Below are 20272 nucleotides of genomic sequence, written 5' to 3'. Positions count from 1 at the left end.
TTTCGGATACCTCTTTTATTAGCCGGTATATTAAGCGTTGCCGGATAATAATTTTTTACCTTTTTCGATAGCCTCATCGATAGTACCTACGAGGTTAAACGCAGCCTCAGGATATTCATCCACTTCACCATCCATGATCATATTAAAACCACGGATAGTCTCGTCGATAGGTACTAGCACCCCTTTCAATCCGGTAAATGCCTCCGCTACATGGAACGGCTGAGAAAGGAAACGCTGTACTTTACGAGCACGAGCAACAATCATTTTATCCTCATCGCTCAGTTCATCCATACCCAAGATCGCAATAATATCTTGAAGTTCTTTATAGCGCTGCAAAATACTTTTCACTCTGTTGGCACAATTGTAGTGTGCTTCACCCACAATTTGAGGAGTAAGGATACGAGAAGTAGAATCCAGAGGATCCACAGCCGGGTAAATACCTAAGTCGGCAATTTTACGGCTTAATACGGTTGTTGCATCCAGGTGAGCAAAGGTTGTTGCTGGCGCAGGGTCGGTAAGGTCATCCGCTGGTACGTATACCGCCTGTACCGATGTAATAGAACCATTTTTAGTAGAAGTGATTCGCTCCTGCATCAATCCCATTTCTGTAGCCAAGGTTGGTTGATAACCCACAGCAGATGGCATACGACCTAACAGGGCCGATACCTCAGAGCCCGCCTGAGTGAAACGGAAAATGTTATCCACGAAGAACAGAATGTCTCTTCCTTTTCCTTCGCCATCACCATCACGGAAATACTCGGCAATAGTCAGACCACTCAAAGCAACACGAGCACGAGCTCCCGGAGGTTCGTTCATTTGTCCGAATACGAAGGTTGCTTTAGAATCAGACAATTCTTCAAAATTTACTTTGCTCAGATCCCAGCCACCTTCTTCCAAGCTCTTCTTAAAGTCCTCACCATATTTCATAATACCGGCCTCGATCATTTCACGCATTAAGTCATTACCTTCACGGGTTCTTTCACCCACACCGGCAAATACTGAAAGACCAGAATAGGCTTTAGCAATATTATTAATCAGCTCTTGAATCAATACTGTTTTACCCACACCAGCACCACCGAACAAACCGATCTTACCACCTTTCGCATATGGCTCAATCAGGTCGATTACTTTAATACCTGTATATAATACTTCCGCAGTGGTACTCAGATTCTCAAATGCAGGCGGCATGGCATGTATAGGGCGCCCATTTTCTTTTGGTACCGCTGGAAGTCCATCAATCGGATCTCCGGTTACGTTAAACAAGCGACCTTTAATTTTATCACCGGTAGGCATAGTAATAGGTCTTCCGGTATCGCGTACTTCTGTACCACGCACCAAGCCTTCTGTTCCATCCATCGCAATAGTACGAACAGTATCTTCACCTAGGTGCTGCTGTACTTCCAGTACCAGCGTGTCGCCATTATCTTTTGTAAGTTCTAACGCATTATAAATTTCGGGGAGCGAATCGTCGAATTGCACATCAATTACGGCTCCGATAACTTGCTTAATTTTACCAACCTTTGCCATATTTTAATTAGTGTGGTTATTTTGTGGGTGCAAAAGTAAGGTTTCTAAGTGGATTATTTTGCAGAACCGTTATAAATTATTCACATTAAATATAAGTTGCCCCCTTCTGCCCGGTAAAATCATCTTCTGCACACATTATCTATAATAAAATATACTAATACCTATTGTTTCTGTAGCAATTCCCCTTATTTTTACGCTAAGTTTTAAGTGTCCATGAATATTAAGCTACTGCTTGGAATTGTACTAACTGCTACATTAGGGGTTCTCTCCTGCCAATCATCGTCTAAAAAAGAAAAAACAGTCAAAGAAGAAAAGCCAGTAACCAAAGTAGATGTTACTATAGACACCACCAATGCTTTCAATTCGCTTTTTATTGACAGTTTTGTGGTAAAAGATATTTTACATCAGCTTGACCTGGGTGATACACTTACCAATCGGATAAGAAGCTTTTACAATAGCCGCAATTACCAATATGCTTGGTTTTCAGAGGAAGGCCTACCTGAGCATACAATCTCCTTCTGGAATTTACTTAAAAACTATCTTAACTATTCCAAAGATTCAGCGGTATATGATTCCTGGGTTACAGAAAAAATGGAAAAATTGATTACCGCCGGTAATGTCAGGCCCAAAAACGACTCTTTATACCAAAATCTCGAAGTGTTACTTACCAAATACTTTTATATATATGCCGATCATGCCTATGCAGACGATCCCACTTTCAATATAAAATCTTTGGAATGGTACATACCTAAAAAGAAACTTACGCTGGAGGCCATGCTGGACTCCGCGCTAAGCCATAGCGGACAATATGCTGATGAATATGCTCCGCATAATCCGCAGTACATTAAACTTCGCAATCAGCTTATCAAGTACAAGCGCATTAAAGACAGCGGTGGATGGCCAATAGTGAACAGCAAAGTAGAGGTAATGAAAAAAGGTTATACAGACATCGCCGTAGGGATGCTCAAAAAACGCTTAAAAGCCGAGGGTTTTCTCGACACACCCGATAGTGCTATAACAAATGTATATGACGACGAACTGGTAACCGCCGTAAATGCCATAAAAAAGACTTATGGCTATAAGCCCGACGGGACTGCCGGACAAACCTTCCTAAAAGACGTAAACGTTCCTGTAGAAGAACGTATACAGCAAATTCTTATCAACATGGAACGTATGCGCTGGCTACCGAGTGATACTAAAAAAGAATATGGCCGCTCCATTATGGTCAATATACCAGAATTTCGTCTTCACGTTTACGAGAATGGCAAACCCGCGTGGAATATGGACGTAGTGGTGGGTAAAGAAGGTAATAACACTACTGTCTTCACCGGAAGACTCAGCACTATCGTGTTTAGCCCTTATTGGAACGTCCCTCCAAGCATCGTTAAAAACGAGATGAACGGTAAGCCTAGTGCTGCTTACTTGCAAAAACATCATATGGAAATTGTAAAAGGTCAGGTAAGGCAAAAACCTGGCCCTTGGAACTCTTTGGGATTAGTAAAATTTCTGTTTCCCAATAGCTATAATATCTATTTCCACGACTCGCCGGCTAAAAGCCTTTTTAATCGCGATAAAAGAAGCTTCAGTCACGGCTGTATCCGTCTGAAAGAACCTACTAAGTTGGCTGTGTATATTTTAGATGACTCCGTTAGGTACAATACAAAGAAGGTGGACAGTTTGATGCGCACTTATAAAGAAAAATACGTAAAGGTAAAAAATCCTGTACCCGTGCTGATTACTTACTTCACCGCTTGGGTGAATGATAGTAGTGTATTGAATTTTCGAGAAGACATTTACGGACACGACGCTATTGTTGCTCAGAAAATGTTCCTGAACAGTGTAGGCACGAGCTATACACGCAAAAAAGCGATTGCAGATAGTTTGCAACGCGCGAAAGACATGGCAAAACTAAAAGAACAACAAAGAAAAGATTCTCTGAATCGAACTCTGCGCAGAGACTCAACCATAAAAATGGAGGATACCCTAAAAAAGACGAAGAATATTGCCGACTCGACCATATGATGACGCGGCTCCCTATTTTTGCAAAATGAATCTGATTGAAGTTACTACACCGGCACAGGTAAAAGAGTTTATTCAGGTAAATGTTCTTATCAACAGAGAAGATCCTAATTATATCCGCCCTTTAGATAAAGATATCTATGATGTTTTTGATAAGGAAAAGAACAAAGCTTTTCGCTTTGGGGAAGCTAAGCGATGGATTTTAAAGGACAATCAGGGCAATTTAATTGGCCGCATAGCAGCATTTGTCAATAAGAAATATAAAAACAAAGGCGACGATATTCCTGTAGGGGGTATCGGGTTTTTCGATTGTATTAATAATCAGGAGGCGGCCAATATGCTTTTTGATATTGCCAAAAACTGGCTAACCGAAAAAGGTATGGAAGCAATGGACGGACCTATCAATTTTGGTGAAAGAGATACTTGGTGGGGTTTACTGGTGGAAGGTTTTGAACCACCTCTTTACCGAATGAACTATAATCAACCTTATTATAAAAATCTCTTCGAGACCTACGGATTCAAGCCTTTTTTTAATCAAATCTGCTTCGGACTACAAGTTAAAAACCGTCTGCATGAAAAATTCTATGAGCGCCATGCTGCTATATCTAAAGACCCTAATTTTTCTGCAGATAATATCAAAATCAGCAATCTGGCTAAGTACGCAAAAGATTTTACCGTTGTTTACAACAAAGCATGGGCAGGTCATGGTGGCATGAAGCAAATTGAAGAGCGTACTGTGCTTAAAATGTTTCAATCTATGAAAGCCGTAATGGATGAACGAATCAGCTGGATTGCCTATTACAAGAGCGAACCTATTGGTATATGGATTAATCTGCCCGACCTGAACCAATGGTTCAAATATCTGAATGGAAAATTTGGATTGCTGGACAAACTGAAATTCTTATGGTATAAGAAAACAAAACGCTGCACCAAATTCGTAGGGCTTGTATTTGGTATAGTACCGGAATTTCAAGGTAAAGGCGTGGATGCCTATCTAATCGTAGAAGGCTGTAAGCTGATGCAAAGACTGAAGATAGAAAACGGACAATACATTGTGGGCAAACCTATCTACGACAAATACGAAATGCAATGGATTGGCGAGTTTAATCCCAAAATGATTAATGTAGCAGAATCACTGGGTACACAACGCACTCGTAAACTAACAACATACAGATTTTTGTTCGATAGGGAAAAAGAATTTAAACCGCACCCTATTCTACACTAAATATAAAAGTGTATTTTTAGAATCATTCAAGCATACAAACAAAAAACCATTCCGAATTCTCGGAATGGTTTTAATATTCTTTGATGAGTATGAATTAAATAATTTTTTCTACTTGCATGTAGTTCAGTTCTACAGGAGTAGAGCGGCCAAATATTTTTACAATCACTTTTAGCTTTTTCTTCTCGTCATTCACTTCTTCAATCACGCCATTGAAGTCGTTAAACGGTCCCTCCACAATCTTAATAGTTTCGCCTACAATGTAAGGCTCTACCATATTAACGCCGCCGGCCTCATTCATTTCATCCATGCGGCCAAGCATTTTATTTACCTCTGCCTTTCTTAATGCAATAGGGTTTTCTTTTCCGAGAAAATGGATAACACTGTTAGTACCTACTACCATATCCCTTAAATCATCGCTCATCTTTCCATCCACCACTTCGATCATTACATATCCGGGGTAGTAGTTACGCTCCCTCATCACTTTCTTCCCGTTCTGCACTTTATATACTTTTTCTACAGGAAGAAACACCTGTTTTACTACATTGCTAAAAGGACTGCGCGCAATCTCTTTATCAAGATACTCTTTCACCTTGCGCTCCTTACCGCTCACCACACGCAACACATACCATTTGGTATCTTGTTGTGGAGTTTCCGCAGCAGTATTTCCAACAGTATTTCCTTCCATTGTTAGCTATATAAAATTTTGTACAATAAATTTAGGCCACCGCCCGCAATAAAATCCATTACCCACACAATCAGGGTGATAATAATTGTGGCCACCAGTACAATCATGGTAGATTGCTGTAACTGTGCCCAAGTGGGCCAAGTTACCTTTTCAGCCAGCTCTTTGTAGCTGTTCTTTATATAATTTCCAAATTTGCTCATCGCTTAGGGATTAAAATTCATACACCCTACTCCGTCTCTGCAAAGGTACGAAGTAAATATATGAATTTGTGGCACGGGTACAAGGATTCGAACCCTGATCAACGGTTTTGGAGACCGCTATTCTACCATTGAACTATACCCGTATAAATGTCAAGCTTTAAAAGCTTGACAATATTTTATTATAAAAAGAGCTTTCTTTTAAAAACAAAGTACCTGGAGATACCCCAAGTACTTTGCAAATTTATTTCAAACCTGCCCAAATACTCCCTTTATAGGGAAATGGGGGCTCTGATTACTTAATGATCTCAGTTACTTGACCAGCACCTACTGTACGTCCACCTTCGCGGATAGCGAATTTCAGACCTTTTTCCATCGCAATAGGCTGGATCAGTTTAACTGTGATAGAAGTGTTATCACCAGGCATAACCATTTCAGTTCCTTCAGGAAGAGCAACTTCACCGGTTACGTCAGTTGTACGGAAGTAGAACTGAGGACGATACTTGTTGAAGAACGGAGTGTGACGACCACCTTCGTCTTTGCTCAGTACGTATACTTCAGCTTTGAATTCTGTATGCGGAGTGATAGAGCCTGGTTTACAGATTACCATACCACGACGGATCTGAGTTTTCTCGATACCGCGCAGCAGCAGACCTGCGTTATCACCAGCTTCACCTTCTTCCAAGATTTTACGGAACATTTCCACACCAGTTACTGTAGAAGTCAGCGGTTTTTCCATCAAACCTACGATTTCAACAGGATCACCCACTTTAACTCGACCTCTTTCGATACGTCCTGTAGCTACAGTACCACGACCAGTGATAGAGAATACGTCTTCTACAGACATCAGGAACGGTAAGTCAACCGGACGAGGAGGCAGAGGAATCCAGTTATCTACTGCATCCATCAGTTCGTTAATGGCGTTAACCCATTTTTCTTCACCAGCCAAAGCACCGGTTGCAGAACCTTTAATGATAGGAGTGTTATCCCCGTCGAAGTTACGTTTGTTCAGTTCTTCACGGATTTCCATTTCCACCAGATCCAACAGTTCAGGATCATCCACCAAATCCACTTTATTCAAGAACACCACCATTTTAGGTACACCTACTTGTGCAGCCAGCAGAATGTGCTCTTTTGTTTGAGGCATAGGACCATCGGTAGCAGCCACAACCAGGATAGCACCATCCATTTGAGCAGCACCAGTAATCATATTTTTCACGTAGTCAGCGTGACCGGGACAATCCACGTGTGCATAGTGACGAGTAGCTGTTTGATATTCCACGTGAGCGGTATTGATAGTAATACCTCTTTCTTTTTCTTCAGGAGCTCCGTCAATATCATCATATTTTCTTGCCTCAGCTAATCCTTGTTTAGAAAGGATAGAAGTAATAGCTGCGGTCAAAGTAGTTTTACCATGGTCAACGTGACCAATAGTACCAATGTTAACGTGGGGTTTCTCCCTCTTAAAGGTCTCTTTTGACATTGTTATCTGTTTTAAAGTTGTTTTTGTATTTATGAGTTTTCCCGAAAATATTTTCGGGAGCAAATTAATACATTATTAGTTTCCAAATCTCATTAGCTCCAGCATGCAGCGCCGCAGCCACTCACTGCCCTAACGCTCATCTCAAACTAATAGCGGAGCCGTTGATGAGAATTGAACTCACGACCTCTTCCTTACCAAGGAAGTGCTCTACCACTGAGCTACAACGGCGTGTCAGTGGCAGTTGATCGCGAGTTGACTGCTTATCGCCCGCCAACTCCCCACTCTCATCTGCCATCTACCAAGTAAAAGAGCGGGAGACGAGGCTCGAACTCGCTACCTGAAGCTTGGAAGGCTACCGCTCTACCAAATGAGCTACTCCCGCCTATAAATCAGTAAAAGTTTTAAATAGTTCTCAAAGAACTGTGGGCAAGGATGGATTCGAACCACCGAACTCCGAAGAGGACAGATTTACAGTCTGTTGCCGTTGACCACTTGGCTACTTACCCATTTTTGAGAGAGCCGAAGAAGGGGATCGAACCCATGACCTACTGATTACAAATCAGTTGCTCTACCAGCTGAGCTACTTCGGCTTAAATAACTATCTAAAAGAACTTAAAACCACTGATAACTCTCACTTGCACAAGCAATTCAACTACCACTTTCGATTTTGGGAAGGCAAAGGTAAGGGAAAAATTGAAAGTTCAAAAACCTTTTGCAAGATTTTTTTTCAAAAAAATAAGAACAATTTGGACACTCTATTTTTTGCATAAAAAAGCCCCGTTTTTTAGAACGAGGCTGGATAATTATTTGTGTATTTAAGCAATCATTTTTTCTTTACGTCTCTTCACTTGGTTGACGAGTGAATCAAATGCGTTTTCAAACGACTGTTCGAAGGATTTACTGGAGCACTTCACAAAAAAACTATGACGCGGCACATGTACCTTAATCTCCACAATCTTGTCCTTAATGTGATGCACCACATTATCCAGCTTTAAAAACACGTCAGAGGCTATGATGCGGTCGTGAAAAGTATTTAACTTTTGCATCTTACGCTTAACAAGGTCAAGCAACTTCCGGTCCGCATCAAAATTTACCGTTTGAATGTTCACATTCATAGCTATATATTTAAAAGTGAATAATTCATACTATCAAAGAACTGGTTCGTAATAAAGTTAATGAAAAAAGGGGCGAGTTGCAAAAAATAAATGCTAAAGTTTTCTATATAATTTTAGGCCTTGGGATGGGCATTGCGGTAGATCTCTTTGAGCTTTTCGATGGTATTGTGCGTATACACCTGAGTAGCCGCCAAACTGGCGTGACCCAGCAGTTCTTTTACGGCATTTAACTCGGCTCCTTTGTTGACAAGATGGGTGGCAAAAGTATGACGCAATACATGCGGACTTTTCTTATCTAGTGTAGGAATTTGGCTTAGCTGTTTTTTCACCAACAGATAGGCGTATTTAGGGTACATTTTCTTTCCTTTTTCCGTTACTAGCAACTCTTCGGCATATTCCGCAAACTCCTTCCGTTTTAAATCCATATATCGCTGAATCGAATCCAGGATTTCGGATGCAAGTGGAATACTACGCTCCTTATTACCCTTACCCAACACTTTTACCTGCCGACGACTAAAATCGATCTGCCGTTCCTTCAGATTGATGAGCTCGCTAAGACGCATGCCGGTGGCATAAAACAAATGTACCAGCATGTACCCGTTAAGTGATTTCCAGTCTTCGGTGCTCATTTTTAAAGCATGCGTCAGTTGATGCAGATCTTCTTCTTTGACGAATGCAGGCAACCGTTTATTGACTTTGGGTGTAACTACCTTGGTGGTCGGGTTAGACCGTATGTTTCCCAACTTAAGATGAAACTTAAAGAAGGATTTTAAAGCCGATATCTTACGATTGATGCTTTTGGAAGATAATCCTCCCTCCTTTAGCTCGGCTAACCAGCTGCGGATATGCTGATAACTAACCTCAGAAAGCGGTAATTCACCGAATGTACTTAGCAAAAACACAGAGAATTCGCTTAGGTCTCCTTCATAGGCGATAATGGTATGCTGAGAGTACCTTTTCTCAAATTTCAGGTGGCTGATAAAAGTGCTGATATGTTCATTAAAATGCAGCAACATAAAAAAGTCCCGCAATAATATGCGGGACTGCAATTTATCCAAATTTCGTTCAATTCAATGCTTATTTCACTTCAATTTTGCCGCTAGCAATCTGCTGCTTGTAAATCGCCTTCAGAATCTGGTTACGACGCTTTACAGATGGCTTTGTAAAGTGCTGACGCTCACGAAGTTCAAGCAGGATTTTTGATTTTTCAAACTTTTTCTTGTACTTCTTTAACGCCTTGTCTATGTTTTCGCAGTCTTTTGAATCGATAATTAGCATAATGTATATACCTCCTTTGGTAAAAATTTTAAGGCTGCAAAGATAATATTTTACTTTTAACAAACAAATATTTTGGCCAGAATCCTATTTAATAGAAATTAGCACCATGTTTACAGGAATTGTTGAAGCTGTGGGTATCGTCAAACACATTACCCCCAGAGGCTCCGGCATTACATTTACCGTAGAAAGTGCAATTTCTTCTGAATTAAAGCCCGACCAAAGTGTCAGCCATAACGGCGTATGTCTTACCGTAGAGGAAGTCGCAGGCAATATACATACTGTAACTGCCATTGAAGAAACGTTAAAAAAAACCAATCTGGGAGCACTCAAAGAAAAAGACATTGTAAATCTAGAGCGCTGTATGCTCATGAACGGCCGCCTCGATGGCCATATCGTACAGGGACATGTAGACAGTACTGCCCGATGCATATCTATTACCGAAAAAAACGGCAGTCACGAATATATCTTCAGCTTTGACAAAAAGTTTGCTCCGCTCGTCATTGAAAAAGGTTCGGCTTGCGTGAACGGAATTAGCCTTACTGTATTTGATGTAGGTGAAGATACTTTCAAGGTTGCTATTATACCCTATACTTATGAACATACCAATATCCGATTGGTCAAAGAGGGCGATAGCGTAAACATTGAGTTTGATGTGATCGGGAAATATATTTTGCGCCACCAACAACTAAGCGAAAAATAACACCTCTTTAAATTATCCGTAAAGATTATCCCCTAGACACTTAACTTTGCATCACTCAATTATAAACGTATAATATGCAGTTACAAACTGTTGATACTTTTGATACGCTTTCTCCTGAAGAATTTAAGAGCAAATATTACAACGCAGGCAAGCCGGTAGTCATTAAAGACCTTTCTAAAAAATGGCCGGCTTATAACAAATGGAACTGGGATTTCTTTATCAAGATTGTAGGAGATAAAGAAGTTGGGGTGTACAACAACGTAAAGAGCGACTCTTATACGCCCATCAACACTGCCGACGGATATATGAAGTTTGGCGAATACCTACAACTGGTGCAAAAAGGCCCCGTAGACCTACGCATCTTCCTATTTAATATTTTCCAGCATGCACCACAAATTGTCAGTGATTTTACATGGCCCGATGAATACATGAGCGGTTTTGTAAAGCGATTCCCAATGCTTTTTGTAGGTGGAGAAGGTGCCGTAACCCATATGCACTTCGATATCGACATGAGCCATATACTGCACACCCAATTTGTAGGACGCAAAAGAGTATTACTTTTCCCATTTGAAGAACAGTACAAACTTTATCGCAAACCCTGGGAAGTATTGAGTCTGGCCGATTATACCCGGTACTACGAAAATTTCGATTATGAGAACTTCCCTGCAGTAAAACTTGCCAAAGGGTATGAGGTAATTCTCGAGCACGGCGACACGCTGTTCATGCCGGCCGGTTACTGGCATCACATGGAATACCTAGATGCAGGTTTTGCCATGAGCCTGCGTGCATTACAGAAAAGCCTTATCGGAAAACTGCGTGGCGTGTGGAATCTGTTCGGTATGCGAAACATTGATACCCTCATGAAAAAAACCGCTCCCAAATGGTGGCACGAAAAAAAGCGAGCCTTGGTGTACCAAAAAGCTAATGAAGCATTGTCACTTGCAAAATAAAAGCAATACTCTTTAAAAATAATAAAGCCTCGGTGTCCGAGGCTTTATTATTTTATGTATTCCAGATTTTCCAACTTAGTTCGGCCTGCCCTACCAGCATTTCATATCCGTTCTTGATAGTAGCCCCTCGCTCCTCTCCTTGCTGCAGAAAAAGCGTTTTGGCTGGATTGTAAACCAGATCGTACAAATAGTGCCGCTCGGTAAGATATTCATAAGGAATAGCCGGTGCCGTATCCACTTTGGGGAAACTGCCTAGCGGCGTAGTATTAATAATGAGGGGATACTCTTCCATAATTTCCCGGGAAAGTTCTTCATAAACCAAACCGCTACCCGAACTGCGAGACACATAGGTGAATGGTATACCTAAACCGCGCAGCACATGTACTACAGCCTTGGCTGCACCCCCTGTTCCCAGTACCAATGCCTTGTTGTGATGCGGTTGCAACTGTTGCAATAACGACTCCCTAAAAGCGGGCGCATCGGTATTGAAGCCGGTAAGTTTCCCATCTTTTATTTTGATACAGTTACACGCACCTATGGCTTTTGCCTCTTCATCTATGGCGTGCAAATAGGGCAATACCTGCTCTTTGTAAGGAATGGTAACGTTCAACCCTTCCAAATTGGAATGCCGCAACAGCAAATCCGACAGTTGATGAATCTCTTCCAATGGAAATAACTCATACATCGAATCGGCAATACCTTCCTTCTCGAACTTTTCGGTAAAGTATTTTTTGGAAAAAGATTGTGCTAACGGCATGCCGATAAGCCCAAATAACCGCATTACGATGTTTTTTTATCGAGATAAAAATAGAAACTATCCCCACGCAAGCCGATGCGCATAGCTTCCAATGCTACCACTTCATTAGGCGGAATATTTCCTAGATTGACATTGCAACCTATCAGTTCGAGGAAGTACAGCTGCTGTTCTTTCTGAGGCGCTTCCCAGATAATACGCTCAGAAGGAATCTGTGTTAAGATTTCCTGCACCAAACCCTCTCTTACTTCTCCGCTTCCGCGGTAGATTCCCACATTACCTCCTTCTCTGGCCTCCGCAATAACATAGGAAGAACCGGCTTCCAACTCTGCTTTCATCAATTCGATCCATTTGTAAGGAGGAATAATATGAGTGGCATCTTTGCTACCTACCTCACTCAATACGGTCCCATATTGGGTGAGTTTTTCAATATAACTACACTTCTCAGCATGAGGAATTACAATAGAACCATCACTTACTTCCATGTAATCAATTCCAAAATTTTTACAGGTAGCAATATAATCCTCAAACTGATTTCTGATTACATATGCTTCAAACAAGGTACCCCCGAAATACACGGCCATGCCATGCGATTTGTACAAAGCTATTTTTTCTTCGAGATGGGGAGTAACGACTGCTGTACCGAACCCCAGTTTTACTAAATCTACATGCGGAGCCGCAACGCTCATAAAGTTTCTTGCTTCTTCAAGGCTTAAGCCTTTATCCATCACCATTGTAAGACCGGATTTTCGGGGTTGCTTATTTCTTTCCGGTAATTGAGTCAGATTAAACTTCATCCCTGGTTAAATTAGTATAGCGGCAAATGTATTATATATTACTCAAAAATGAGTGCATAACTAGGGCCCACTTTATCATATCAGCTATAAAAAATCTATCGCCGATATAATAAATACCTTTCAATATCAATTGCCTTTTTTACGTTTCTTATATTTCAGTATAAGATCTGCCACCTGTTGGTGTTGTAAAATAGATGGCTCTACTTGCAATATTTTCTTTAATTGTAAAGGAGATTGAATTAATGCTTCTTCCAGATAAATTAAGGCTTGTTTTTTCTTACCCAACGCCAGATGAATCAGCGCTTTGAAGTATAGAAAAATAGGTCTCCCTCCGGTCATAATTAATGCCTGCTCGGTTTGATCCAATGCTTGTTCGTAGTAATAGACACAATACAAACAGCGAATTAATGCTTCCCAACCTTTGGAGGACTTGGGTTTTAAACGTACCACATGGGTAAAGTATTGAATAGCTTCCTTGGTATAGCCCAATAACATTTTGCACTGGCCCATCAAAATGTGGTACTCTGCCTTATTCTGCTTCATTTTCAACACTACTTCCAGCTGCTTCACACACTGTTCATATTTATTTTCCTGAAAGTAAGTGTAGGCAATTTTATAAAGCAGATGGCTTACCTCTGGATTGAGATGATAAGCCTTACGATAGTAGAATCTTGCCTGCGCGTAGTTTTTCATTTTCTCATAACAATAGCCCATCGCCTCATAAATCACATCCTCGGGCTTTGACAGCTCCACTACTTTTTCAAGATACTCAATGGCATCTTTATACTTGCGCAGTCGGATGTATGCATCTCCAATATTGCGGTATGCATAATCCATTTTTTCATCTATGGCCAATGCATACTGATAGGCATCAATAGCTTTCTCATAAAGCTTGATGCCCTGATAAGCGGCCCCCAGGTTAAACCAAGCCAGTTCGTTGTACGGAGATTCGTCGATAATTTTTTTATGCAACTCAATGCTTTCGGCATTGCGGCCGGTATAATCGGTCCAGAAGCAAATTTTATAAAGTGCTTCCTCATTATTAGGATCCTGCAGCAATATTTCCTTTAGGCAGTCAAATACCTTATCAAAGTCTTCGTAATCATCATAAACATCGGCTAATTCAAACAGCAAATCAATTCTCTCCTCTCCTTCAAAATGTTGTAAAGCTTCGTTAAGCAAAGTTACCGCCTCTTCCTGCCGATCCAGAGCCAGAAGAGCTTCCGTTTTAAGTATAAAATGATCTATATGATTCTTATCGAAGATATAAGCCTGATCCAACAGCTCCAGTGCCTCCTGGTAGCGTTGCTTATTCATTAAAAGATCGGCTTTTTTAATAAGAAAGCTTGCAGAATAAGGGAACTGTTCAATGGCGATTTCTACCGCCTGGTATGCTTTTATATATTGTTCCTGCGATTCGAAGTACTCAATAAGCTTTTCAAAAGCTTCTTCCTCAAGGTAAGAAACTGCCTTCCCTTTTCGCAAATTGTCATATTGCTGCAACAATTCTTCCAGCTCGTCTCTCTCCTCGTCGTAAAATTCCTTCATACAAAGTCTTTTTAATTACACACTAAATCAAGTCCACAATAAATGTATAACATTACAACAACTTGATAACGGGTTAGTTTTCCTCAAATGTGAAAAACTTGGACTACTTAAAAAAATGTTAACAAAATCCTAAAGTTAAGTGTATATTATGGTAAAAATATGTATCTTTGTAGTGTGCGATATTTTAATAACTGTAAAATTATGCTAAAGGCATTATTTTTTAACGTAGCGTTTATATTTTCCTTTTCGGTTGTTGCCATAGCCGCAGAGGAAGTATATGCTGATACCTATGGAAAAGAAAAACCAAAAGGTTATACCATAGGAAGTAAGAAAGAAAAACTGAACCAATCCTTTACTCTGCGCTCTGGCATGTATTTCAAGGGTGAAAACATCATTGATGTTCCCTCTGAAATTAGTAAGAATAGCAGCTTTAACTGGGCTAATAACATTACATTTCAGAAAAGCCAGAACAGCTACGTATTGCCCCACAAGAAAAAAGCTATTCTGAACAAACTTACATTCAATCCTAACGAAGTTTTAAGGAATTATTCAGCGAAGTAATTTTAAATCTTATAAAAAAATCCCGCTGATCAGCGGGATTTTTTTATCATGTTTTAACACATTTATTTTCCAGAAGGATTTTGCTTCCTGAATTCTGTATAAGACATTACCCTATACCCTGTTTTGGGAATATCAAATTTTGCCATGGGTACGGTTGAAAACTCTATGTTAGAAACGGTAAAGGTTACCTTTGTGCCACTTCTTGTAGCATCATACTGCATGGCCAAGCCCGGAAGATTTTTATTGATATACTGAAAATCGGCATTTAAGGGTAAGAGGTCTTTGGTAAAGTACACCGTAAACGTAGTACCATCCGAAAGCTTACCAATCGCTTTCTGGCACTTATAACCCGCTATAGTTTTGAATTCGTTTTCTATCTTATAAGTAATACTCTCGTATTTCTTATTATACACCTTCCACTCCTCGGGAGTGTAAGTAATCATGAATTTCTTATTTCCATAATCTCTGATGTTTACTGCCGATCCGTCCTTGGCGTCAAATATTGTAGAATGGGATCCCAGTGAACTGATAAAATCAGACCGGTTCAGATTGCCCTTTACATAAATAATATTAGTAGAACCATCCAGCATATCAGCAGCTTGAGGCGTCTCGTTGGAGGTGTTGATCACTACATCGTAGTAAATTACGGCTTCGGTAAGCCGTTTTTGGGCAAATGTATATTGCGCGGTGAATAGCAGCAGTATTAAAAGTTTCATTTTCATATCTAACCTTATTCAGTATTTGTATTAGACGATACAAGATAAAAAATTAGTTGCTTACAAAAAATCCGGGCTGTCAATAACCCGGATTTTTAAACTATTTTCTTTTCTGCTGTTGCTCTCGTAATTGGCGTTGTTGCTCCTGCATTTGCTCTAGCCTTTCTTGCCATTTCGACTTGACTTTAGGCTTTTTCCTGTTCTCTTCAATCTTGGCCAATATTTTATTATGATCGATAATATAGTTCTGAATAACGAACTGTAATATCAATGTAATAATGTTAGATACGGTATAATACCAGGTGAGCGCCGATGGAAGCTTGTTGAAGATAAACAATAGAAATACAGGCATAATATAAGGCATGTATTTCATCATCGGATTGCTTTGGTCCGGAGTTAGACTCATGCTGTATAAAGAGATAAGCAAACTGGTTACCACTGCCGCGATAGTAAATAAGCTAAGGTGACTACCTAACAGCGGTATATTGAATCCAAATTTAATAGGATCGTCATATGCCGATAAATCGTTTGCCCATAAAAAGTCTACAGCACGCAGATCTACATTAGAACTGAAGAAGCTATACAAAGCAAAGAATATAGGAATTTGCAACAATGCCGGCACACAACCTCCTAATGGATTTACCCCTGCCTCTCTAAATAGCTTCATTTGCTCCATACTCATCGCCTGTTGGTCATCGCCAAATTTTTCCTTCAGCTTGGCAATTTCCGGTCGCAGGGCTTTCATTTTAGCGCCACTGAGATAGCTACTATAGGTAAGTGGCGAAATAAGTAACCGTATTACTAAGGTCAATAAGGCGATGATAATACCATAACTTCCTACAAATCCCTTGAAGAAATTAAAAATGGGGATAATGATAAACTGGTTAATCGGCCTCACAAAAGCGTATACACCTTGGCCCAAGTTAATCAGCTTACTTAAACCTCCTCCCTCACGTTTCAATATATTGTAATCTGCTGGACCATAGAAGATGCTTAATGGCACAGTAGCTTGAGCGCCGGCATTTACGGCCAACTGCATATTAGCAGTAGAGCGCACTACCACATGGCCTGTATCGCTAGGCATGGTCCAATCCATTCGTCCTTTCGCAAACTTGTCTTTTGCAATAAGGAAAGTATTAAAGAAACGTTGTCTTACACCAATCCACTCAACCGTTTCATCAAAACCCACGCTGTTGGTACGACCTATGGAATGGTAGTCAAAGCTACCGTTTTCCATATAACCTATCTGTGTATTTTGTTTTTCAAATTCCAGATCGGCTTCCTGCTGAGCAGCTTCATACTGCCAGGTCAGATTAAGTTTTCCATCAGTAAGTAGACTACGGGGTTGTGATAGTAAAATATTGAAATCAACTTTATAGCTGTTAGGATAAATGATATACTGATGCGTAATATAATTGCGTGTGCTGGCACTATCGCCTCCGTTTAGTTCAAAGGTTACAATTTGCGAACCGGATGGTCCCTGCTCTACCTTACCTCCACTAAAATACAGCTCGTTGGTAAGCATACTTTGATTCGGAGCAGTATTGATAGTATAAATCAATTGATCGAAGTCGGATGCTGCCAATCGTACCGGCTGGTTGTTAGCTGTATTTTTGAAGTTTTTCAGCTCCACATATTTAGGTTGGCCACCTTTATTAGTAAATGCAATTTTAAACACACTGTTTTCCGCTACTACGAGTTCTTCTTCTCCCGCAACAGCCTGCTGAAAAATACCAGCTCTGGTTGCGTACCATTGCGCCTGAATATTAGCAGCATCAGAAGATGCTGCAGCAGTGTCCACCTGCGGACGCATGGCCCTCTCAATCGAGTCCTTAATTGCTTGCTCCCTTTGTATTGCAGCGTATTGCTTGGAGTTGTAATAGAAATAAAAGAAAAAGAGTAACGCTAAAAGTGCAAACCCTATGACGGTGTTACGATCAAACTTCATTATAAGCTTACATTTTTTGCCCGAAGAACTCCTTCGGGGAGGCGCAAAGATAAGCATTGTGGCGACACTGAGCAATATATACTTAGCTTATATATCTTACAAATGCTTCTTTTACACCAGAAATGTATATTGGCCTTACACATATATTATTATCATAGTGGACACGGCATTTCTACAAAACAAAATAAAAAATCCGGCCTCCCAGCCGGATTTAATATTCTTTGATAATTATCAGCTAATTAGCGTCTTGAGAATTCATATACGATATAAATCGTTTTCCCTTCGAATAGAACAGGGCTACGCAGTGTAAAGCTGTTTCCTTCAAAAGAAGTGACTTCTAGTGAGTAACCCTCGAGGATATCCTTAGAGTCTTTTTTCCTTACACCATCCATCTTTTTAAAGTTGAATAAAGTGGCTCCTCCGTTTACGCGCTGCGACCACAAAATCTGGCGGGCACCTGACGGGCACTCACCATTGTTTATGGTATAAGAACCGTAGCCATTGCTAGGCAAATACCAGGTACTACCTCTAAAACAGTTTAAATCCGCATCGTCAAATGCAGTTATGTTCAATTTTCCTTCAGCTCCCTCTACTCTTACAGAGATAATTTCCCAATTACCTACAAAATCTTTTCTGGGAGCAATTGCATTTTTACTGGTTGAACAAGCGCTCAACCCTAAGATCACCACAAATAGGGACAATCTTAAAAACTGTAGTTTGTTCATACGATTAAAATTATAGTTATATGAGCAACAATTGTAATGCTAAAATTACTTAAAAACAATCCTCTATTATTCTCCGAATAAAGTTTTGAGCTTCTCAGCCAAGGCATCTCCTCTTAAGTCTCTGGCGATAATTTTTCCTTCGGGATCTATCAGAAAGTTACGAGGAATGGCTGAAATGCGATATTTTACTGCTACCTCATTACCCCACCCTTTCAAATCGCTTACATGTGTCCATTTTAACCCATCGTTTTTAATTGCATCGAGCCAGTCATCACGGTCCTCATCCAGCGAAACACCAAGAATTGTAAAGTTTTTATCCTTATACTTCTCGAAGACTTTTACTAGGAAAGGATTTTCTCTGCGACAAGGACCACACCAGCTAGCCCAGAAATCTACCAATACATACTTACCTCTGAACTGTGCCAGAGATACCATATTTCCGGCAGTATCGGTTTGTGAAAAATCCAACGCCGTCTCTCCTACTGCATTAAAACGAGCATCCTCAATTGCTTTCTTCAATTGCTGGCCCAGTACATTATTTAAAGCCTCCTCTTTTAGGCTTTTCGCGCGTTTTTCGAGCAGACTTGTATTATCCGTAATACCAATGATTGATAAAATAGCCAATGTACTCACAGGAGAAGCCGGATACTTGGCAATAAAAGCATCAACAGCATTTTGAATATCATCAAGTGCGTCTTGCAATTTCTTATTGCCCACAAGTGTACCATCCTGACTCTGCAACTCCATCACCAGCGCATTTAAGTTTTTAAACTTGGGAGCAAAAGTATTTTGATAATCTATAAAAGAGTTTTGTATCGATGAACCGGTGTATTCCCATTCATCAGGTGATTGCTGTAAAGAACCTGTAAGTTTTACGTCCTCATTGCCAACAAACAAAGCTGTTCTGGTGGAATCGCCTATACTTAACCCGATTATCGATGGTTCTGCAAGCGATGCAGATAAAGTAAAAGCTTCGGATTTTGAGAACGTTTCAGCCAAAGGTGTCCCGGGGTTCTGAAGATCTACCAATACAATCTTAGTGCTATCAGGTAATCCTTTCAACATTCCTGACAAGCTAAGCTTTTGTGCCCAAGATAGCACAGGCAACCACAGGAACAGAATACAAATAATAATCCTCATTAATTTTTATTTAAAATTTGCGATAGAAACGTGCTCAACCACTCTTTAAAATTAACACGATAGACGCAATAATAAAATTCATGGTTGCAGTACGCGATGTCTTACTTAATTGATAATGCTTTGCACAAAACTCTTTGTAATCACCTCGGGCGACTGAGCATGCTGAATAAACTTGATGTATGCCGAACCTATAATGGCCCCATTGGCATATTGGCAGGCCTTATTAAACGACTGTTTGTCTTTAATACCAAAACCTACCATAATCGGGTTCTTCAATTTATAACTCTGTAACTTTTGCAAATATTTTGCCACTTGCTCAAAATCTTTTTCACCTCCGGTGGTAGAGGACGAAGACACGGCATAGAGAAACCCACTACTTAAGCTGTCGAGTTTTCTAACACGCTCTTCCGAAGTTTCGGGAGTTACCAGAAAAATAAAATCCAACTGATACTTTTCAATAATAGAGCGGTACACTCCTTCAAACTCATGAGGTGGCATATCCGGCAAAATGAGTCCGTCTACTCCTACTGCAGCTGCATCGGCACAGAATTTTTCAAAGCCGTACTGCAGTACCGGGTTCATATAGCCCATCAGCACCACAGGTATGTCATTACCAATACCTCCCTCTTCCGGTGCCTTACGCATGTCCTTTAACTGCTGAAACAGTACCCGCATATTCATACCGTTGGCGATAGCCACCGTACTGCTATTCTGAATGGTAACACCATCGGCTAGTGGGTCGCTGTAAGGCATCCCCAACTCAATGATGTCGGCACCGCTTTCTTGCAAAGCCTTCATCACGGGTAATGTACTATCCAACTTGGGGAAGCCGGCAGTACAATAAATATTCAGTACATGATTGTTCTTACGCTCAAATAATTGCTTTATTCTGCTCATCAATATA

At 40.4% G+C, this 20272-nt stretch carries 20 protein-coding genes and 5 tRNA genes; 5 read left to right on the top strand and 20 right to left on the bottom strand.

Going from position 1 to position 20272, the window contains the following annotated elements:
* Positions 1-30 precede the first annotated feature (30 nt).
* Entirely contained in the window at positions 31-1527 is a 1497-nt protein-coding gene (atpD, locus tag PIECOFPK_RS06235; protein ID WP_330973552.1) for a F0F1 ATP synthase subunit beta, read from the bottom strand.
* A 213-nt stretch (positions 1528-1740) separates the two neighbouring features.
* Between atpD and PIECOFPK_RS06230 the strand changes: the two genes are divergently transcribed.
* Both PIECOFPK_RS06230 and PIECOFPK_RS06225 read left to right on the top strand, forming a co-directional pair.
* Positions 1741-3549 carry a murein L,D-transpeptidase gene (locus PIECOFPK_RS06230; RefSeq protein ID WP_409966753.1) on the top strand — a complete coding sequence of 603 codons (1809 nt, stop codon included), beginning with the start codon at positions 1741-1743 and terminating at the stop codon, positions 3547-3549.
* 25 nt (positions 3550-3574) lie between these two features.
* Positions 3575-4771, top strand: a complete 1197-nt coding sequence (locus PIECOFPK_RS06225) for a hypothetical protein (protein ID WP_330973550.1) — start codon at positions 3575-3577, stop codon at positions 4769-4771.
* A 94-nt stretch (positions 4772-4865) separates the two neighbouring features.
* Here the strand turns inward: PIECOFPK_RS06225 and nusG are convergent, their stop codons facing one another.
* The 11 genes from nusG to rpsU all read right to left on the bottom strand — a co-directional run bounded on the left by nusG (position 4866) and on the right by rpsU (position 9529).
* On the bottom strand, positions 4866-5456 hold the full coding sequence (gene nusG / locus PIECOFPK_RS06220; protein ID WP_330973549.1) for a transcription termination/antitermination protein NusG: 591 nt from the start codon (positions 5454-5456) through the stop codon (positions 4866-4868).
* Between the two features lie 2 nt (positions 5457-5458).
* Positions 5459-5656 (bottom strand): preprotein translocase subunit SecE, encoded by a 198-nt coding sequence (gene secE / locus PIECOFPK_RS06215; RefSeq protein ID WP_330973548.1) that lies wholly within the window; start codon positions 5654-5656, stop codon positions 5459-5461.
* Between the two features lie 69 nt (positions 5657-5725).
* A tRNA-Trp gene (locus PIECOFPK_RS06210) sits at positions 5726-5799 on the bottom strand.
* A gap of 149 nt (positions 5800-5948) precedes the next feature.
* Entirely contained in the window at positions 5949-7136 is a 1188-nt protein-coding gene (gene tuf, locus PIECOFPK_RS06205) for an elongation factor Tu (protein ID WP_409966752.1), read from the bottom strand.
* Positions 7137-7292: 156 nt separating this feature from the next.
* A tRNA-Thr gene (locus PIECOFPK_RS06200) sits at positions 7293-7364 on the bottom strand.
* An 81-nt stretch (positions 7365-7445) separates the two neighbouring features.
* A tRNA-Gly gene (locus tag PIECOFPK_RS06195) sits at positions 7446-7518 on the bottom strand.
* 41 nt (positions 7519-7559) lie between these two features.
* Positions 7560-7642: transfer RNA gene (locus tag PIECOFPK_RS06190), tRNA-Tyr, on the bottom strand.
* Positions 7643-7653: 11 nt separating this feature from the next.
* Positions 7654-7726, bottom strand: a tRNA-Thr gene (locus tag PIECOFPK_RS06185).
* A 225-nt stretch (positions 7727-7951) separates the two neighbouring features.
* Complete coding sequence (locus PIECOFPK_RS06180; RefSeq protein WP_330973546.1) at positions 7952-8251, bottom strand: HPF/RaiA family ribosome-associated protein; 300 nt, start codon at positions 8249-8251, stop codon at positions 7952-7954.
* Between the two features lie 113 nt (positions 8252-8364).
* Positions 8365-9309, bottom strand: coding sequence for a tyrosine-type recombinase/integrase (locus PIECOFPK_RS06175; protein ID WP_409966751.1), 945 nt, complete (start codon positions 9307-9309; stop codon positions 8365-8367).
* Between the two features lie 19 nt (positions 9310-9328).
* Positions 9329-9529 carry a 30S ribosomal protein S21 gene (gene rpsU / locus PIECOFPK_RS06170; protein ID WP_330973544.1) on the bottom strand — a complete coding sequence of 67 codons (201 nt, stop codon included), beginning with the start codon at positions 9527-9529 and terminating at the stop codon, positions 9329-9331.
* Between the two features lie 106 nt (positions 9530-9635).
* Here rpsU and PIECOFPK_RS06165 point away from each other — a divergent pair, with 106 nt between their 5' ends.
* Both PIECOFPK_RS06165 and PIECOFPK_RS06160 read left to right on the top strand, forming a co-directional pair.
* Positions 9636-10229, top strand: coding sequence for a riboflavin synthase (locus tag PIECOFPK_RS06165; RefSeq protein ID WP_330973543.1), 594 nt, complete (start codon positions 9636-9638; stop codon positions 10227-10229).
* 74 nt (positions 10230-10303) lie between these two features.
* A complete protein-coding gene (locus tag PIECOFPK_RS06160; RefSeq protein WP_409966750.1) occupies positions 10304-11179 on the top strand; it encodes a cupin-like domain-containing protein in 876 nt (291 codons plus the stop codon).
* 52 nt (positions 11180-11231) lie between these two features.
* Here the strand turns inward: PIECOFPK_RS06160 and PIECOFPK_RS06155 are convergent, their stop codons facing one another.
* The 3 genes from PIECOFPK_RS06155 to PIECOFPK_RS06145 all read right to left on the bottom strand — a co-directional run bounded on the left by PIECOFPK_RS06155 (position 11232) and on the right by PIECOFPK_RS06145 (position 14278).
* Entirely contained in the window at positions 11232-11960 is a 729-nt protein-coding gene (locus PIECOFPK_RS06155) for a shikimate dehydrogenase family protein (RefSeq protein WP_330973541.1), read from the bottom strand.
* Positions 11960-12730 (bottom strand): phosphosulfolactate synthase, encoded by a 771-nt coding sequence (locus PIECOFPK_RS06150; protein ID WP_330973540.1) that lies wholly within the window; start codon positions 12728-12730, stop codon positions 11960-11962. Before PIECOFPK_RS06150 ends, PIECOFPK_RS06155 begins: the two co-directional genes overlap by 1 nt.
* Positions 12731-12856: 126 nt before the next feature.
* Positions 12857-14278 (bottom strand): tetratricopeptide repeat protein, encoded by a 1422-nt coding sequence (locus tag PIECOFPK_RS06145; protein WP_409966749.1) that lies wholly within the window; start codon positions 14276-14278, stop codon positions 12857-12859.
* 201 nt (positions 14279-14479) lie between these two features.
* On the opposite strand from PIECOFPK_RS06145, the gene PIECOFPK_RS06140 reads away from it, so the two are divergent.
* A complete protein-coding gene (locus PIECOFPK_RS06140; RefSeq protein ID WP_330973538.1) occupies positions 14480-14839 on the top strand; it encodes a hypothetical protein in 360 nt (119 codons plus the stop codon).
* A gap of 62 nt (positions 14840-14901) precedes the next feature.
* Here the strand turns inward: PIECOFPK_RS06140 and PIECOFPK_RS06135 are convergent, their stop codons facing one another.
* The 5 genes from PIECOFPK_RS06135 to trpA form a co-directional block, all read right to left on the bottom strand.
* The gene (locus PIECOFPK_RS06135; RefSeq protein ID WP_409966748.1) at positions 14902-15561 is read right to left on the bottom strand and encodes a hypothetical protein; all 660 of its coding nucleotides are present in this window, start codon (positions 15559-15561) and stop codon (positions 14902-14904) included.
* A 94-nt stretch (positions 15562-15655) separates the two neighbouring features.
* Positions 15656-17503 carry a membrane protein insertase YidC gene (gene yidC / locus PIECOFPK_RS06130; protein ID WP_409966747.1) on the bottom strand — a complete coding sequence of 616 codons (1848 nt, stop codon included), beginning with the start codon at positions 17501-17503 and terminating at the stop codon, positions 15656-15658.
* A gap of 239 nt (positions 17504-17742) precedes the next feature.
* Entirely contained in the window at positions 17743-18228 is a 486-nt protein-coding gene (locus tag PIECOFPK_RS06125; RefSeq protein ID WP_409966746.1) for a hypothetical protein, read from the bottom strand.
* Positions 18229-18294: 66 nt separating this feature from the next.
* Positions 18295-19368, bottom strand: coding sequence for a redoxin domain-containing protein (locus tag PIECOFPK_RS06120; RefSeq protein ID WP_409966745.1), 1074 nt, complete (start codon positions 19366-19368; stop codon positions 18295-18297).
* A 105-nt stretch (positions 19369-19473) separates the two neighbouring features.
* Positions 19474-20265, bottom strand: coding sequence for a tryptophan synthase subunit alpha (gene trpA, locus PIECOFPK_RS06115; RefSeq protein ID WP_409966744.1), 792 nt, complete (start codon positions 20263-20265; stop codon positions 19474-19476).
* Positions 20266-20272 lie beyond the last annotated feature (7 nt).

The sequence above is a fragment of the Chitinophagaceae bacterium C216 genome (assembly GCA_028485475.2).
GTDB classification, from domain to species: Bacteria; Bacteroidota; Bacteroidia; order Chitinophagales; family Chitinophagaceae; genus Niabella; species Niabella composti.
This window is presented reverse-complemented; position numbering and strand designations above follow the sequence as displayed.

What these genes read in the sequence shown, in the direction of transcription:
- atpD (WP_330973552.1), bottom strand. Translation starts at nt 1,527, where the DNA reads ATGGCAAAGGTTGGTAAAATTAAGCAAGTTATCGGAGCCGTAATTGAT.
- PIECOFPK_RS06230 (WP_409966753.1), top strand. Translation starts at nt 1,741, where the DNA reads ATGAATATTAAGCTACTGCTTGGAATTGTACTAACTGCTACATTAGGG.
- PIECOFPK_RS06225 (WP_330973550.1), top strand. Translation starts at nt 3,575, where the DNA reads ATGAATCTGATTGAAGTTACTACACCGGCACAGGTAAAAGAGTTTATT.
- nusG (WP_330973549.1), bottom strand. Translation starts at nt 5,456, where the DNA reads ATGGAAGGAAATACTGTTGGAAATACTGCTGCGGAAACTCCACAACAA.
- secE (WP_330973548.1), bottom strand. Translation starts at nt 5,656, where the DNA reads ATGAGCAAATTTGGAAATTATATAAAGAACAGCTACAAAGAGCTGGCT.
- tuf (WP_409966752.1), bottom strand. Translation starts at nt 7,136, where the DNA reads ATGTCAAAAGAGACCTTTAAGAGGGAGAAACCCCACGTTAACATTGGT.
- PIECOFPK_RS06180 (WP_330973546.1), bottom strand. Translation starts at nt 8,251, where the DNA reads ATGAATGTGAACATTCAAACGGTAAATTTTGATGCGGACCGGAAGTTG.
- rpsU (WP_330973544.1), bottom strand. Translation starts at nt 9,529, where the DNA reads ATGCTAATTATCGATTCAAAAGACTGCGAAAACATAGACAAGGCGTTA.
- PIECOFPK_RS06165 (WP_330973543.1), top strand. Translation starts at nt 9,636, where the DNA reads ATGTTTACAGGAATTGTTGAAGCTGTGGGTATCGTCAAACACATTACC.
- PIECOFPK_RS06160 (WP_409966750.1), top strand. Translation starts at nt 10,304, where the DNA reads ATGCAGTTACAAACTGTTGATACTTTTGATACGCTTTCTCCTGAAGAA.
- PIECOFPK_RS06155 (WP_330973541.1), bottom strand. Translation starts at nt 11,960, where the DNA reads ATGCGGTTATTTGGGCTTATCGGCATGCCGTTAGCACAATCTTTTTCC.
- PIECOFPK_RS06150 (WP_330973540.1), bottom strand. Translation starts at nt 12,730, where the DNA reads ATGAAGTTTAATCTGACTCAATTACCGGAAAGAAATAAGCAACCCCGA.
- PIECOFPK_RS06145 (WP_409966749.1), bottom strand. Translation starts at nt 14,278, where the DNA reads ATGAAGGAATTTTACGACGAGGAGAGAGACGAGCTGGAAGAATTGTTG.
- PIECOFPK_RS06140 (WP_330973538.1), top strand. Translation starts at nt 14,480, where the DNA reads ATGCTAAAGGCATTATTTTTTAACGTAGCGTTTATATTTTCCTTTTCG.
- PIECOFPK_RS06135 (WP_409966748.1), bottom strand. Translation starts at nt 15,561, where the DNA reads ATGAAAATGAAACTTTTAATACTGCTGCTATTCACCGCGCAATATACA.
- yidC (WP_409966747.1), bottom strand. Translation starts at nt 17,503, where the DNA reads ATGAAGTTTGATCGTAACACCGTCATAGGGTTTGCACTTTTAGCGTTA.
- PIECOFPK_RS06125 (WP_409966746.1), bottom strand. Translation starts at nt 18,228, where the DNA reads ATGAACAAACTACAGTTTTTAAGATTGTCCCTATTTGTGGTGATCTTA.
- PIECOFPK_RS06120 (WP_409966745.1), bottom strand. Translation starts at nt 19,368, where the DNA reads ATGAGGATTATTATTTGTATTCTGTTCCTGTGGTTGCCTGTGCTATCT.
- trpA (WP_409966744.1), bottom strand. Translation starts at nt 20,265, where the DNA reads ATGAGCAGAATAAAGCAATTATTTGAGCGTAAGAACAATCATGTACTG.